Here is a 14,940-nt window from a genome sequence, read left to right as displayed (position 1 = left end):
ACAGCACGAACGAACAGCACGAACCGAACGAGCTGGCTCTACGACGGGGGGCGCGAGATGAACACACTGCACGGCACCACTAACAGCGCAGTTATCACGCGGCTCCATGACGTCGTCAGGACCGGCGAGAAGTCCGGTGCCGGACGGGTGTGCACCCGCAGCATCGGGCGCCAGCGGCCGCCGTACATGGTGGCCATCGACGCCACGACGGTCACGCCGGCCGTGGCCGACGGGGGAAACAACGGGGGAACGGAGTACGGGGAGGCCACGGGGGAACGGCGTTCCCCGGCGGGGACGGCGGAGGCCGAAGCGGCCTTCACCGCCTACGTCCAGGAGCGCCGCGCCTCCCTGTTCGCCACCGCCTACCACCTGACCGGCGACCGCTACGAGGCCGAGGACCTGCTGCAGAGTGCGCTGTTCTCGACCTACCGGGCGTGGGACCGGATCAGCGACAAGGCGGCGCTCGGCGGCTATCTGCGCCGCACCATGACGAATCTGCACATCAGCGCCTGGCGCCGGCGCAAGCTCAACGAGTACCCGACCGAGGAGCTGCCGGAGACGGCGGCCGACGTGGACGCGATGCGCGGCACCGAGCTGCGCGCCGTGCTGTGGCAGGCGCTGGTCCGGCTGCCCGAGACGCAGCGCACGATGCTGGTGCTGCGCTACTACGAGGGCCGTACGGACCCGGAGATCGCGGACATTCTCGACATCAGTGTCGGCACGGTGAAGTCGAGCATCTGGCGCGCCCTGCGCCGGCTGCGCGAGGACGAGGTCCTCAGCTTCGGCCGTGACGAGGAAGAGTCCTTCGGCGAGCTGGTGGCCTGAGGACCGGGGGAGCCCGAGGGGGATCGGGGGAACCGGGGGGAACGCCCGAGGGGGTAAAGGGGATAACGGGGATACGGGGGAAACCGGTAGGAACGGAGTAGATCCGGACCAGCCGGGCGTATCGGGGGAACGCAGGGGATGCGGGGGAAGAGGGAGCGGGTTCGGGCGGCCGGGGGGTCTGCCCGAGCCCGCTTCTTCGTATGCGCGGGCCCGTCGGTGCGGGCCCGGCGGCGACCGGCCTCGCCCTATGCGTCGACCCTGTCCGCCGCTCGCGCCGCCGCTATACGGGCCAGCGCCTCCGGCTTGGCGCAGGGATGCGCGCCCAGCGCGGTGTGCCGGGCGACGAGGGACCGCTCGTTGCGCAGCAGGCGCAGGCCACGGCGGACGAGGTACGGGGCCGACTTGCGGCCCTCGCGCAGATCCCGCGCCAGCCGGCGGCGGAAGGTGGTGGTGGGGCGGCCGCGCAGGCACAGCGCGTCGGCCAGCAGCCCCGCCGCACGGCAGTCCGCGATGACATCGGCGGCGAAGATGCCCTCCGCGATGAACAACGCGGCGCCGCCCAGGTCGAGTCCCGACACGCCGACCCGGGCGCTGGTCGCGATGTCGTAGACCGGTACGTCGGTACGTCCCGAACGGCACAGCGCGCCGATGGCCGCGACCGCGGCGGTGGCGTCCCAGGACAGCGGTGCGTCCCAGTCGGCGCCGCCGCCGTCGGGCAGTTGCGGCAGCGTCGGGTCCGTCCCCTCCTTGTAGAAGTCGTCGAGACGGAGGACGGGCAGTCCGCTGCGCGCGGCCAGGGACGTCTTGCCGGAGCCCGAGGGGCCGGTCAGCAAAATGACCCGGGCGCGGGTGCCTTCCTGCTCATGGAGGTCCTCCCGCTCGGGCGAGGCCGAGCGCGGGGGAGGGGCCGAGAGCGCGGGGAAGGGTGGCGGCTGGGTGCGGGAGTGGGAGCTCACGGGCACCCATTGTCGCGTATGGGGCCGTGTGGGGTACCCCTGGCGCGCGAGGTGGATTGACTCACCCGCCTCAACTACTCTACGGAGTCAATCGATTACTCGACTGTCCTTGCTCGCGCAGCGCTTCGATCCCTCCGAACCCCCAGGCAGGTGCCCATGCCCTCCCATGCACGTCACAAGTCCAGCCGCATTCCGCATACGTTGCTGCGGGCGGGGCTGGTGATCTCCGCGGCCGGTGCCGCGATCGCGGCGGGCGGTGCGGCAACGGCGTCCGCCGCGCCCGCGGCCGCGGAACGCCCCTCCGAAGCCGGCGCCACCGCCTCGGCGCTGACCGGCGCGCTGCTGAACTCCGCGGCCGGTCTCGGCACGGTCAAGAGCCTCCCGGTGAACCCGCTGGCCAACACCCCCGTCAACCCACTGGCCAACACCGTCAGCACCCAGGTCGCCGACTTCAAGCCGGTGAGCACGTCGCTGCTGACCGGCGCGCTCGCGAACGGCGGCGCGCTCAGGGATCTGCCGCTGGTGGGGCCGTTGACGAAGGTGCTGCCGGGCTGAGGGGCGGCACGGGCGGCGGGCGCTGCCGGTTGCGTTCGCCGCCCGTGCTGGTCGCGTTCCCCCGGCTGGTCGCGTTCGCCGCCCGGCCGGTCGCGCCCGCTGCCCTGCCGGTTCGCGGTCCCGTCGTGCCGGTCCCGGGTCAGTGCCCGTGGAAGGCCATGACCATCGCCCGCATGTCCTCCTGGAGCGAACAGCACAGAGCGAGCCACGAGCCGTCGACGAAGACCAGGTCGAAGCGGCCGCGGGGGAACGTCGTGCGCGGCCTGGGCCGCAGCTCCGCGATGTTCGAGAGCTGTACCTGGGCGGCGACCTCCAGCTCGGGCTCACGCTCCCGCCACCCCGTGGCCCGGTCGGTCAGCACGAACAGCCGCCGGTCGGTGAGCGCCTGGTGCCGGGGCGAGCCGCCCGCGTTGGTGACCTGGACGAGGAACCGGCCGGCCATGCTGGTCCAGCTGCCCTCCATGGGCTTGCCGTACAGCAGCCGCTCGGTGGCGTCGTCGAGGGCGTCCTCGATGTTCTCCTGGGCCTCGTTCAGGTTCTCCGCGACGGTGCCGGCCACGCGCGTCAGCCGATTGTCGAGCAGCCGGTTGTCGAGCAGTCGGCCGCCGGCCGGACGACTGGGGGCGGGCGCCGCGCCGGAGGGCTGCGTCGCCCCGCCGGAGGGCTGCGTCGCTCTGTCGAGGACGGCGCCCAGCGCCCCGAGGAGCCCCTTCCCGCGCGGCGTCGCCCGCTTCCGGGGGGCGTACAGATGGGCGGGGAGGAACGGGAGATTGGGGTACACCTGGTACCCGCGGGCCTCCCACAGCATCTCGCCGGGGTGGAGGAACCGGCGGCAGGGCGTGGCGTGGTCGATCTTGGGCACGTGGTCGGCTTTCGTGGTGGTCCAGGGCGACGATCAGCCGAACGGGCCGTCGGGAGCGCGGGGTTGCCGGGCGGCGGCCGGGCGGGCGACCGGCCGGGATGTCGTCGTGCGGCGGGTCAATAGTAGTGAAAGATGCGGACAGCAGTGTGGGGCCCCGCCCAAAAGCGGGGCCCCACAAGGGCATTGGTGACGGTGCGCCGTAAGACTGCCGCAAGCCCGCCGGAACGGGACCGGAGCAGCCGTTCCTCGGGCCTAAACGCCCATCGGATGCCAGACCGTCTTCGTCTCCAGGAAACTCAGCATGCGGCCGGTGCCGGGGTCGGCGGTCCAGTTCACCGTCCCCGGGCGGAGCACCCGCTTGAGGTTGTCGGCCGCGGCCTTCTCCAGCTCCGTCGCCAGCCCGTCGTCGGCGCCCGCGAGATCGAGGGCGTTGACGTCCTGGTGGGCGGCGAGCGGAGCGCCCAGCTCCGCAGTGCGGCCCGAGAGGATGTTGACCACACCGCCCGGGAGATCGGACGTGGCGAGCACCTCGGCCAGCGAGAGGGCGGGCAGCGGGGCGCCCTCGGCGGCCGTTACGACCACCGTGTTGCCGGTGACGATCGCCGGGGCGATCACCGAGACCAGACCGAGGAACGACGAGTCCTGGGGGGCCAGGACCGCGACCACACCGGTCGGCTCGGGGGAGGAGAGGTTGAAGTACGGGCCGGCCACCGGGTTGGCGGCGCCGGCGATCTGGGCGACCTTGTCGGACCAGCCCGCGTACCAGACCCAGCGGTCGACGGCCGCGTCCACCTGGGCCGCGGCCTTCGCCTTGGACAGGCCCTCGGCGGCGGCCACCTCGGCGGTGAACTGGTCGCGGCGGCCCTCCAGCATCTCGGCGACGCGGTAGAGGATCTGCCCGCGGTTGTAGGCCGTGGCGCCCGACCAGCCGCCGAACGCCTTACGGGCGGCGACCACCGCGTCCCGGGCGTCCTTACGGGAGGCCAGCGGCGCGTTGGCGAGCCATGCGCCCTTGGAGTCGGTCACCTCGTACACCCGCCCGCTCTCGGACCGGGGGAACTTGCCCCCGACGTACAGCTTGTAGGTCTTGAGCACACTCAAGCGGTCAACGGTGTTCATCAGCGCGCGCCCTCCGGGCTCGACGGGGCGAGGTACGCCTCCAGACCGTGCCGGCCGCCCTCGCGGCCGTAGCCCGACTCCTTGTAGCCGCCGAAGGGCGAGGCCGGGTCGAACTTGTTGAACGTGTTGGACCAGACGATGCCCGCACGCAGCTTGTTCGCCATCCACAGCATCCGCGAGCCCTTCTCCGTCCAGATGCCGGCGGAGAGCCCGTACGGGGTGTTGTTGGCCTTCTCCACGGCCTCCGCGGGGGTGCGGAAGGTCAGCACGGACAGCACCGGGCCGAAGATCTCCTCGCGGGCGATGCGGTGCGCCTGGGTGACGCCGGTGAACAGCGTCGGGGCGAACCAGTAGCCGGACGAGGGGAGCTCGCAGGACGGCGACCAGCGCTCGGCGCCCTCGGCCTCGCCCGCGTCGGCCAGCGCGGTGATCCGGGCCAGCTGCTCGGCGGAGTTGATGGCGCCGATGTCGGTGTTCTTGTCGAGCGGGTCGCCCACGCGCAGGGTCCGCATCCGGCGCTTGAGGGCGTCCAGCAGCTCGTCGGCCACCGACTCCTGGACCAGCAGGCGCGAGCCCGCGCAGCAGACGTGGCCCTGGTTGAAGAAGATGCCGTTGACGATGCCCTCGACGGCCTGGTCGAGCGGCGCGTCGTCGAAGACGATGTTCGCCGCCTTGCCGCCCAGTTCGAGGGTGACCTTCTTGTCGGTGCCGGCGACCGTACGGGCGATCGCCTTGCCGACCTCGGTGGAGCCGGTGAAGGCCACCTTGTCGATGCCGGGGTGCCCGACCAGCGAGGCGCCCGTGGAGCCGTCGCCGGTGAGGATGTTGACGACGCCCTTGGGCAGGCCGGCCTGGCGGCAGATGTCCGCGAAGAACAGGGCGGACAGCGGGGTCGTCTCGGCGGGCTTGAGGACGACGGTGTTGCCGGTCGCCAGCGCCGGGGCGATCTTCCACGCCAGCATGAGGAGGGGGAAGTTCCAGGGGATGACCTGGCCGGCGACGCCCAGCGGGCGCGGATCGGCGCCGTAGCCCGCGTGGTCGAGCTTGTCGGCCCAGCCCGCGTAGTAGAAGAAGTGCGCGGCGACCAGCGGCAGATCGGCGTCCCGGGACTCGCGGATCGGCTTGCCGTTGTCCAGCGACTCCAGCACGGCCAGCTCGCGCGAGCGCTCCTGGAGGAGCCGGGCGATCCGGAAGAGGTACTTGGCGCGCTCGGCGCCGGGCAGCGCGGACCACTTCTCGAAGGCCTTGCGGGCGGCCTTCACGGCGCGGTCGACGTCCTCGGCGCTCGCCTGGGCGACCTCGGAGAGGACCTCCTCGGTCGACGGGGAGACGGTCTTGAAGACCTTGCCGTCGGAGGCCGGGACGAACTCGCCGTCGAGGAACAGGCCATAGGACGGCGCGATGTCGACGACCGAGCGGGACTCGGGTGCGGGTGCGTAATCGAAGGTCATGGGAGCCTCAGTCCACCGTGACGTAGTCGGGGCCGGAGTAGCGGCCGCTGCTGAGCTTCTGGCGCTGCATCAGCAGGTCGTTGAGGAGGCTGGAGGCGCCGAAGCGGAACCAGTCGGCGGTCAGCCAGGGCTCGCCGAGGGTTTCGTTGACCATGACCAGGTACTTGATCGCGTCCTTGGTCGTCCGGATGCCGCCGGCCGGCTTCACCCCGACCTGGACACCGGTCGCGGCGTGGAAGTCGCGGACCGCCTCCAGCATCAGGAGGGTGACCGGCGGGGTCGCGTTGACGGCGACCTTGCCGGTGGAGGTCTTGATGAAGTCGGCGCCCGCGAGCATCGCCAGCCAGGAGACCCGGCGGACGTTGTCGTACGTCTGGAGCTCGCCGGTCTCGAAGATGACCTTGAGGTGGGCCGCGCCCCCATCGGGGAGCGCGCACGCCTCCTTGACGGCCTTGATCTCCTCGAAGACGTCCATGTAGCGGCCGGAGAGGAAGGCGCCCCGGTCGATCACCATGTCGATCTCGTCGGCGCCGGCCGCGACCGCGTCCCGGGTGTCGGCGAGCTTGACCGGCAGCGCGGCGCGGCCGGCCGGGAAGGCCGTGGCGACGGACGCCACGTGGATACCGGAGTCGCCGAGGGCCTCCTTGGCGGTGGCGACCATGTCCGGGTAGACGCAGATCGCCGCGACCTTGGGGCTGGTGCGGTCGGTGGGGTCCGGGTGGACGCCCTTGGCGCACAGCGCCCGGACCTTGCCCGGGGTGTCCGCCCCTTCGAGCGTCGTCAGGTCGATCATCGAGATGGCGAGATCGATGGCGTACGCCTTCGCCGTCGTCTTGATCGAGCGGGTGCCGAGGCCGGCGGCGCGGGCTTCGAGGCCGACCGCGTCGACGCCGGGGAGGCCGTGGAGGAAGCGGCGCAGCGCACCGTCGTCGGCGGTCACGTCCGCCATTGACGCCAGACGCCCCGCGGCTTCCTTGCCGTATGCGGGAACAGTGATGGGCATGGTCACGAGGTGAGCATATCTACGCGCGTAGCACCATGTCATCCCCTTCGGCTGTCCGAATCCGGCCGGGTGGGGCCGGAGGAGAACGGACGTAGGCGGCCCCGTATGCCAGGCCACCGGCGCCGGACGCGACCGTACCCGGGGTCCGGGGCGCTCCCCGCCCCGCAGGCGAATGATGCCGTAACGCAATGTCCGGCATGCGGACGGTCAGGCAGAATCGGCGGCATGACGAGCCAGGACCGGTCCACCCCGCCCCCACAGCAGTACGCGGAGCGCAGCTACCGCTCGCCCGCGGCCCTCGCGGGCGGTGTACTCCTCCTCGTGCTCGGCGGCTGGCTCGGCGGCGACGCGCTGCTGCGGGGCGTCGCGCACACCAAGCTCATGGCGGTCTTCGCGCTGCTCCTCGGTGTACCGCTGGTGGTCGCCTACACCCTGCGGCCGCTGGTGCGGGCGGGCGATGACCGGCTGACGGTGCGCAATCCGTTCCGTACGGTCACGCTGCCGTGGGGTGCGGTGGAGACGCTGCGCGCGGCGTTCTCGACCGAGGCGGTCAGCAGCTCCGGCACGACGTACCAGCTGTGGGCGATCCCGGTCTCGCTGCGGCAGCGCAAGAAGGTCGGCCGGCAGGCACGGCGGGGCGCCACGCCCGGCCCCCGGTTCGGACCGCAGGCCGGCGACGGCGGCCCGGTGCCGCTCGCGGTGGCCGACCAGGCACTCGCGGAGCTCCGTGAGGTCCGGGAGCGCGCAGCGGGCCGCGAGAGCGCCCAGGGCGAGCCGGTGGTGCGCTGGGCGTACGCGATCATTGCGCCGGCCGTGGTGGGCGCGGCCGGGCTGGCCGTGATGGTGGCGCTGTAGGGGCGGCGCGCCGTCGCCCCGCCCCTCAGCAAACCCCTGAGATGACCCCGGACGGCCCCCGGGAAACCCGGAGGGCCCGGGAAACCTCCTAGGGAGCACCCCGGAAACCCTTAAGGCCCGGGGAACCCCCTAGGGAGCCCCCGGAACTCCTTAGGGACCCCCGGGAAACCCCTTAGATTCCGGCCGCCGCCGCCATGTCCCGCTTGAGGGAGGCCAGCGCCGCGGCGGCCTTCGTCCGGGCGTCGGGCAGCGCCTCGGGAGAGGCCACCGGCACCACGACCTCCAGGTAGCACTTGAGCTTGGGCTCGGTGCCGCTGGGACGGACCACCACGCGGGCGGCCTCGATACCGGCCTCGGGCGAGCCGGAGAGGTAGTAGCGCAGACCGTCGGTCGGCGGCAGGGTCTCCGTCCCCCGGTTCAGGTCGTCGGCCCGGGTCACGGCCAGGCCCGCGAGCGCGGCCGGCGGCTGCTCGCGCAGGGTGCGCATGGCACCGGCGATCAGCGAGAGGTCCTCCACGCGGACCGAGAGCTGGTCGGTGGCGTGCAGCCCGAATTCCAGCGCCAGGTCGTCGAGCAGGTCGGAGAGGGTGCGCCCGGCCTGCTTGAGCTCCGCGGCCAGCTCGGTGATCAGCAGCGCGGCGGTGATGCCGTCCTTGTCGCGCACGCCCTCCGGGTCGACGCAGTAGCCGAGCGCCTCCTCGAAGGCGTACCGCAGGCCGTCCACCCGCGCCAGCCACTTGAAGCCGGTCAGCGTCTCCTCGTACGGGAGCGACGAGGCGGCCGCGATACGGGACATCAGCTGCGAGGAGACGATGGTCGTCGCGAAGGTGCCGGACGCGCGCTTGCTCACCAGATGCGCGGCGAGCAGCGCGCCGACCTCGTCGCCGCGCAGCATCCGCCAGCCGTCCGGCGCAGCGGGGTCGGGCACGGCGACGGCGCAGCGGTCCGCGTCGGGGTCGTTGGCGATCACGATGTCGGCGTCCGCGGCCCGGTCACGGGCGGTGGCGAACGCGAGGTCCATCGCGCCCGGCTCCTCCGGGTTGGGGAAGGCGACCGTCGGGAAGTCAGGGTCCGGCTCGGCCTGTTCGGTGACGACCACCGGAGCCGGGAACCCGGCGCGGGCGAAGGCGGCGACCAGGGTGTCCCGGCCGACGCCGTGCATCGGGGTGTAGACGACCTTGGTGTCCCGCGGGGAGCCGGGCGTCAGCACCGCGTCCGTACGCGCCAGATAGGCGTTCAGGACCGCCTCGTCGAGGGTTTCCCAGCCGGCCTCGGGGCGCGGCACGCCGGCCAGCGGGCCGACCGCGGCGATCCGGTCGGCGATCTCGCCGTCCGCGGGCGGCACGATCTGCGAACCGTCGCCCAGGTAGACCTTGTAGCCGTTGTCGCGCGGCGGGTTGTGGCTGGCGGTGACCTCGACACCGGCCACCGCGCCCAGATGCCTTATCGCGAAGGCCAGGACCGGGGTGGGCAGCGGGCGCGGCAGCACCGCGGCGCGCAGGCCCGCGCCGACCATCACGGCCGCCGTGTCGCGGGCGAAGTCGGCGCTCTTGTGGCGGGCGTCGTAGCCGATGACGACCAGCCCGGCGCCGTCGCCCTGTGCCTTGAGATACGCGGCGAGACCGGCCGCCGCCCGGATGACCACGGCGCGGTTCATCCGCATCGGGCCCGCGCCCAGCTCCCCGCGCAGCCCGGCGGTGCCGAACTGGAGGGTGCCGGCGAACCGCGCGGCCAGCTCGGCCGCGATCTCCTGGTCGTCGGCGGCCTCGATGAGCTTGGCCAGCTCTTCCCTGGTCTCCGGATCGGGGTCCTCGGCCAGCCATGCCTGGGCCCGGTTGATCAGCTCCGCGGTATCGGTAGCCACGTGATGCTCCTGACGGTGAATGCGGGTGGGGGCGCGCTGGGGGCAGCTGCCGGGGGAGGACCCCGCCCGGCTCGTCACGCATACCCGCCCAGCGCATGAGGGGAGCCGCAGAACCGGCCAATGCCGCTGGATGGCAGCGTGCGGGGGACGGCGGCGTGCGGGGGCGTCGCACGGTGGGGCGGCCCGGCCGGTGCGGTGGTGGCGGCGGGGCGGCCCGGCGGGTGTCGCGCACCCGCCGCGGCCGTCGCCCGTCATCGCCCCGGGGCCGGCGCCGGAGCGCCGGAGCGCCCGGGTGCCGGGGCGCCTCAGAGCTTGCCGAGCACCTGGGCGAGCAGGCTGCCCATCCGGGTCGCGGAGTCGCGGCCGGCCTGCAGCACCTCTTCGTGGTTGAGCGGTTCGCCCGTCATGCCGGCGGCGAGGTTCGTCACCAGCGACAGCCCGAGCACCTCGGCGCCGGCCTCGCGCGCCGCGATGGCCTCCAGGACCGTGGACATCCCGACCAGGTCGGCGCCCAGCGTCCGGATCATCTTGATCTCGGCCGGGGTCTCGTAGTGCGGGCCGGGGAACTGGGCGTAGACGCCCTCCTCCAGGCTCGGGTCGATCTCCTTGCACAGCGCGCGCAGCCGCGGCGAGTACAGGTCCGTCAGGTCGACGAAGTTCGCGCCGGCGATCGGGGAGGTGGCGGTCAGGTTGAGGTGGTCGCTGATGAGGACCGGCTGGCCGGGGCGCATGCCGTCGCGCAGACCGCCGCACCCGTTGGTGAGCACGATGGTCTTGCAGCCGGCCGCGGCGGCGGTACGGACACCGTGCGCGACCGCGGCGACGCCACGGCCCTCGTAGTAGTGCGTACGGCCCAGGAAGACCAGCGCCCGCTTGTCGCCGACCCGGTACGAGCGGATCGTGCCGCCGTGTCCGGCGACGGCCGGCGGCGGGAAGCCGGGCAGCTCGGTGACGGGGAATTCGTGCTCGGGCGCGCCCAGGGCCTCGGCGGCCGGCGCCCAGCCGGAGCCCATCACCAGGGCGACGTCATGGGTCTCGGCGCCGGTCAGCTGGCGCAGGCGGGCGGCGGCGTCGGCGGCGGCGCCCTGCGGGTCGCGGGCGATGTCCGGGGTAACTGATGCGTTCACGCGGACGAGGGTAGCCGGTAATCCCCTACGCGCGTAGATGCCTCTGCTCACGGTATCGGGATCGTTCTCTTGTGGCTTTTGCCGAAGGTGTCGTCCCGGGCGCGTCGCGGCACCCGTACGGCGGTGCGTCCCGGGGTGCGCCCGGCGCGCGTCCGCCGGGGCGCCCGCTGGGGCCGCCCGTCAGCAGGGCCGCTTGCGCAGCTCCATCACATAGTCGTGCGGCGCGCCCGCCGACTCCGCCGCATCCGCGATCTCGCCCAGGTAGCGGGCGGACGGCAGACCGCCCTCATAGCCGTTGAGAACGTAGATCCACGCCGCCTCGTCGCCGTCGAGGGTGTGCGCCCGCACCCGCATCCGGCGGTAGATGTCCATGCCCACGCCCTCCCAGCGGTCCATGGACTCCTCGTCCATGGGCGCGATGTCGTAGAGCGCGACGAAGAGCTGCGAGCCGGGGGATTCGACGACCGTGGCCAGCGCGCCCTCCCAGCCCATCTGCTCGCCGCCGAAGGTGAGCCGCCAGCCGTCCAGCCAGCCGGTGCCGCGCAGCGGCGAGTGCGGTGCGCGGCGGGACATCAGCCGCGCGTCGAGGTTGCCGGCGTACGCGGCGTAGAGCGACATGGTTCCGAGGGTACGGGAGGTTGACCGCCGGGCCCGTGGCACCGGAGGTTCGCACAAGAGGCCCGGCCGGGCGCGCCCCGGTCGCCCGCGGAGGGCCGGAAGGGCACAGCCCGCCCCCGGGGGAGAGCGGCGCACGGGTGTGCGGGACAATGGAGTACGTGACTCGGATCGTGATCATCGGTGGCGGACCCGGCGGATACGAAGCGGCCCTGGTGGCCGCCTCTCTCGGCGCGGAGGTGACCGTCGTCGACTGCGACGGTCTGGGCGGGGCGTCGGTGCTGACCGACTGCGTGCCGTCGAAGACTCTTATCGCCACGGCCGAGGTGATGACCACCTTCGATTCGTCGTACGAAGAGCTCGGCATCATCGTCGAGGACGACACCCCGTACAAGGACCGGCCCGCCCGGGTCGTCGGCGTCGACCTCGGCAAGGTCAACCGGCGTGTCAAGCGCCTCGCGCTCGCCCAGTCGCACGACATCACCGCGTCCGTGACCCGCGCCGGCGGCCGGGTCATGCGCGGCCGCGGCCGGCTGGAGCCGGGCCAGGCCCCGGACGGCTCCCGCAAGGTGACGGTCACCGCCGCCGACGGCACGACCGAGGGCCTGATCGCGGACGCGGTGCTGATCGCCACCGGCGCGCACCCCCGTGAGATCCCCGACGCGCTCCCCGACGGCGAGCGGATCCTGAACTGGACGCAGGTCTACGACCTCGACGAGCTGCCCGAAGAGCTGATCGTGGTCGGCTCCGGTGTCACCGGTGCCGAGTTCGCCGGCGCCTACCAGGCGCTCGGCTCCCGCGTCACCCTCGTCTCCTCCCGTGACCGCGTGCTGCCGGGCGAGGACCCGGACGCCGCCGCCGTCCTGGAGGACGTCTTCCGCCGCCGCGGCATGAACGTCATGTCGCGCTCCCGGGCCCAGTCCGCCAAACGGGTCGGCGACCGCGTCGAGGTCACCCTGGCCGACGGCCGCACGATCTCCGGTACGCACTGCCTGATGGCGGTCGGCTCCATCCCCAACACCGAGGGCATCGGCCTGGAAGCGGCCGGCATCAAGCTCAAGGAGTCCGGCCACGTCTGGACCGACAAGGTCTCCCGCACCACCGCCCCGGGTGTGTACGCGGCCGGCGACTGCACCGGCATCTTCGCGCTGGCGTCGGTCGCCGCGATGCAGGGCCGGATCGCGATGTACCACTTCCTCGGCGACGCGGTCACGCCGCTGAACCTCAAGACCGTCTCCGCGAACGTCTTCACCGACCCGGAGATCGCCACCGTCGGCTACTCCCAGGCCGACGTCGACAGCGGCAGGATCGACGCCCGGGTCGTGAAGCTCCCGCTGCTGCGCAACCCGCGCGCCAAGATGCAGGGCATCCGCGACGGCTTCGTGAAGCTGTTCTGCCGCCCCGGCACCGGCATCGTCGTCGGCGGTGTGGTCGTCTCCCCGCGCGCCAGTGAGCTGATCCACCCCATCTCGATCGCGGTCGACAACAATCTGACCGTCGAGCAGATCGCGAACACGTTCACGGTCTACCCGTCGCTGTCCGGTTCGCTCGCCGAGGTCGCCCGCCAGCTGCACATCCGCAAGACGGCCGGCGAGTAGGCCGGCAGCGGGGCGCCGGGGCGACCGGAGCGATAAACGGACGGCGGCGGTCGGACGATTGAAATGTTTGTGCCACCGCTGAGCACTGCGGATGAAACGTCCCGGCACCGGCCGGGGGACGGTCCGGTCCGCCGGACCGTCGCCGCGGGGGCCCCGCACGGCGGCTGACCAGGCGCCAAGCGGGTCCCGCCGCACGGCCGTTCGGCATCCGCGCGACATATGCACACCGCATACCACGTCACGCTCCGCGGTGCGCAGAACTTCCGTTAATTGGTGCAACCTGCTGAAAACAGACGGTCGTTGGCGTTACTGTCAGTTTCGTGTTCGCTGCAGAACGTCGCCAATTGATCCTTGAAATGGTGCGCGCCAATGGAGCCGTATCGCTCCGGGAGCTCGCCCGCGTCGTCCAGACCTCCGAAGTAACCGTACGGCGGGACGTGCGGGCGCTGGAGGCAGAAGGGCTGCTCGACCGCCGTCACGGCGGTGCGGTCCTGCCGGGAGGCTTTACTCGCGAATCCGGATTCCCACAGAAGTCCCATCTAGCGACCGCGGAGAAGACGGCCATCGCCGATCTCGCGGCCGGCTTCGTCGAAGAGGGCGAGGCCATCGTCGTCGGCGCCGGAACGACCACCCAGGAGCTGGCCCGCCGGCTCGCCCGGGTCCCCGGTCTGACCGTCGTCACCAACTCCCTGCTGGTCGCCCAGGCGTTGGCCCATGCCAACCGCGTCGAGGTCGTGATGACCGGCGGCACCCTGCGCGGCTCCAACTATGCGCTGGTCGGCAGCGGTGCCGAGCAGTCCCTCCAGGGCCTGCGGGTGTCCCGCGCCTTCCTGTCGGGCAGTGGTCTGACCGCCGAGCGCGGCCTGTCCACCTCCAACATGCTCTCCGCCAGCGTCGACCGGGCGCTGGTGCAGGCGGCGGGGGAGGTGGTGGTGCTCGCCGACCACACCAAGCTCGGGTCCGACACGATGTTCCAGACCGTGCCGACGGATGTGATCACGCGACTCGTCACCGACGAGCCGCCGGCCCACGACGACCGCGCCGCCACGGAGCTGCAGGCGCTGGCCGACCAGGGCGTGCAGATCGCCGTCGCCGGCGGCTCGGCCACGGGCCGCGGTCCGGGGCAGCCCGGGATGGAGGGAGGTGCCGGGGACCGCAGAGGCCCCCGGCGGGACGTCCCGCTGCCGGGCCAGCGGCGCAGCCATGCGCCGGGCGGCGGGGGCGGCGGACCACAGCTCCGCTCGGCCACCCCGCTGTCCGAGGCCTCGGGCGGCCGGGTCGCCGACCTGGCCCCGCGACGGCGCTGACCCCAGGAGCCGGAGGCGCGCCGCCCGGGCGCGCCGCCCCGGCCGGGGCCGTCGTCACACCCCTACGGCTTCCGCGCGCCGCCCTTCAGCCCGCTCAGGGTGAGGGTCAGCAGCCGGTCGGCGAGCTGGGGGTCGTCCGGGGACTCCTCCACGGCCAGTGAGATGCCGTTGGTCAGCTGCATCAGATCGCTGATGCTCACATCGGGGCGTACGGCGCCGGCCTGCTGGGCGCGGGTCAGCAACGCGTCCCCGGCCTCCCGCATCGGCACGCTGCACCGCGCCATCCCCGAACTGTCGTCCGCCGATGCCGTCATCAGCGCGCGCGACAGCCCGCGGTAGGTACTGGCGTGGGTGATGATCGCGCGCAGCCATTCGACCAGCGCGGCGCACGGCTGCGGCGCGTCCGCGAGCTCCCTCGCCTGCGCCAGCAGGGCGTCCACCTCGCCCTGGAAGACCGCGCCCATCAGCGCGGTCCGGTTCGGGAAGTGCCGGTAGAGGGTGCCGATGCCGACCCCGGCCCGGCGCGCGATGTCCTCCAGCGAGGTGTCCGTGCCGTGCTCGGTGAAGGCCGTACGGGCCTCGCTCAGCAGCCGCTCGTAATTGCGCCGCGCATCGGCCCGCATCGGACGCACCTCCGGCGTCCGCGCCGGCCCGCTCACCACCGGACCCCGCGCCGACTCCCGCTGCCCTGCCGTCTCGGTCCCCATCGCCGTCCTCCCTCGACCGGGCCGGTCGCGGCCCGGTGGGTCCAGGATGCCATTGCGGGCTCGGGGGGTGCCTCGGTGCCGTGTGCACGTGAGAGG

14 protein-coding genes are annotated in these 14,940 nt (G+C 72.8%); 5 read left to right on the top strand and 9 right to left on the bottom strand.

Translation table 11 applies throughout. The features are described 5' to 3' along the window. The first annotated feature begins 57 nt into the window (after nucleotides 1-57). Nucleotides 58-825 carry a SigE family RNA polymerase sigma factor gene (locus D9V36_RS16750; RefSeq protein WP_129294485.1) on the top strand — a complete coding sequence of 256 codons (768 nt, stop codon included), beginning with the start codon at nucleotides 58-60 and terminating at the stop codon, nucleotides 823-825. Nucleotides 826-1,070: 245 nt separating this feature from the next. Here D9V36_RS16750 and D9V36_RS16745 read toward each other — a convergent pair whose 3' ends face one another. Further along, complete coding sequence (locus D9V36_RS16745; RefSeq protein WP_129298468.1) at nucleotides 1,071-1,661, bottom strand: ATP-binding protein; 591 nt, start codon at nucleotides 1,659-1,661, stop codon at nucleotides 1,071-1,073. A gap of 276 nt (nucleotides 1,662-1,937) precedes the next feature. On the opposite strand from D9V36_RS16745, the gene D9V36_RS16740 reads away from it, so the two are divergent. Beyond that, complete coding sequence (locus D9V36_RS16740; RefSeq protein WP_129294484.1) at nucleotides 1,938-2,336, top strand: hypothetical protein; 399 nt, start codon at nucleotides 1,938-1,940, stop codon at nucleotides 2,334-2,336. Between the two features lie 139 nt (nucleotides 2,337-2,475). On the opposite strand, the gene D9V36_RS16735 is transcribed toward D9V36_RS16740, so the two are convergent. The 4 genes from D9V36_RS16735 to deoC all read right to left on the bottom strand — a co-directional run bounded on the left by D9V36_RS16735 (nucleotide 2,476) and on the right by deoC (nucleotide 6,771). Then, a complete protein-coding gene (locus D9V36_RS16735; RefSeq protein ID WP_129294483.1) occupies nucleotides 2,476-3,198 on the bottom strand; it encodes a hypothetical protein in 723 nt (240 codons plus the stop codon). A 252-nt stretch (nucleotides 3,199-3,450) separates the two neighbouring features. Continuing rightward, complete coding sequence (locus D9V36_RS16730) at nucleotides 3,451-4,317, bottom strand: aldehyde dehydrogenase family protein (protein ID WP_129294482.1); 867 nt, start codon at nucleotides 4,315-4,317, stop codon at nucleotides 3,451-3,453. Continuing rightward, nucleotides 4,317-5,768, bottom strand: a complete 1,452-nt coding sequence (locus D9V36_RS16725; RefSeq protein WP_129294481.1) for an aldehyde dehydrogenase family protein — start codon at nucleotides 5,766-5,768, stop codon at nucleotides 4,317-4,319. The genes D9V36_RS16730 and D9V36_RS16725 overlap by 1 nt, the downstream gene beginning before the upstream one ends. A 7-nt stretch (nucleotides 5,769-5,775) precedes the next feature. Beyond that, the gene (deoC, locus tag D9V36_RS16720) at nucleotides 5,776-6,771 is read right to left on the bottom strand and encodes a deoxyribose-phosphate aldolase (protein ID WP_206739832.1); all 996 of its coding nucleotides are present in this window, start codon (nucleotides 6,769-6,771) and stop codon (nucleotides 5,776-5,778) included. A gap of 225 nt (nucleotides 6,772-6,996) precedes the next feature. Here deoC and D9V36_RS16715 point away from each other — a divergent pair, with 225 nt between their 5' ends. Beyond that, nucleotides 6,997-7,626 carry a PH domain-containing protein gene (locus D9V36_RS16715; RefSeq protein WP_129294480.1) on the top strand — a complete coding sequence of 210 codons (630 nt, stop codon included), beginning with the start codon at nucleotides 6,997-6,999 and terminating at the stop codon, nucleotides 7,624-7,626. Between the two features lie 172 nt (nucleotides 7,627-7,798). Here the strand turns inward: D9V36_RS16715 and D9V36_RS16710 are convergent, their stop codons facing one another. The 3 genes from D9V36_RS16710 to D9V36_RS16700 form a co-directional block, all read right to left on the bottom strand. Continuing rightward, nucleotides 7,799-9,490, bottom strand: coding sequence for a phospho-sugar mutase (locus tag D9V36_RS16710; RefSeq protein WP_129294479.1), 1,692 nt, complete (start codon nucleotides 9,488-9,490; stop codon nucleotides 7,799-7,801). 305 nt (nucleotides 9,491-9,795) lie between these two features. After that, entirely contained in the window at nucleotides 9,796-10,617 is an 822-nt protein-coding gene (locus tag D9V36_RS16705; protein WP_129294478.1) for a purine-nucleoside phosphorylase, read from the bottom strand. 180 nt (nucleotides 10,618-10,797) lie between these two features. Continuing rightward, nucleotides 10,798-11,235, bottom strand: a complete 438-nt coding sequence (locus D9V36_RS16700) for a gamma-glutamylcyclotransferase (RefSeq protein ID WP_129294477.1) — start codon at nucleotides 11,233-11,235, stop codon at nucleotides 10,798-10,800. Nucleotides 11,236-11,384: 149 nt separating this feature from the next. Here D9V36_RS16700 and D9V36_RS16695 point away from each other — a divergent pair, with 149 nt between their 5' ends. Both D9V36_RS16695 and D9V36_RS16690 read left to right on the top strand, forming a co-directional pair. After that, nucleotides 11,385-12,830, top strand: a complete 1,446-nt coding sequence (locus tag D9V36_RS16695; RefSeq protein WP_129294476.1) for an NAD(P)H-quinone dehydrogenase — start codon at nucleotides 11,385-11,387, stop codon at nucleotides 12,828-12,830. A gap of 320 nt (nucleotides 12,831-13,150) precedes the next feature. After that, nucleotides 13,151-14,137, top strand: coding sequence for a DeoR/GlpR family DNA-binding transcription regulator (locus D9V36_RS16690; protein ID WP_129294475.1), 987 nt, complete (start codon nucleotides 13,151-13,153; stop codon nucleotides 14,135-14,137). A gap of 62 nt (nucleotides 14,138-14,199) precedes the next feature. Here D9V36_RS16690 and D9V36_RS16685 read toward each other — a convergent pair whose 3' ends face one another. Beyond that, complete coding sequence (locus D9V36_RS16685) at nucleotides 14,200-14,760, bottom strand: TetR/AcrR family transcriptional regulator (RefSeq protein ID WP_088802305.1); 561 nt, start codon at nucleotides 14,758-14,760, stop codon at nucleotides 14,200-14,202. Nucleotides 14,761-14,940 lie beyond the last annotated feature (180 nt).

It is taken from the genome of Streptomyces lydicus (genome assembly GCF_004125265.1).
GTDB lineage: Bacteria > Actinomycetota > Actinomycetes > Streptomycetales > Streptomycetaceae > Streptomyces > Streptomyces lydicus_C.
Note: the sequence above shows the minus strand (reverse complement) of the source record. Positions and strands in the feature narration are given on the sequence as shown.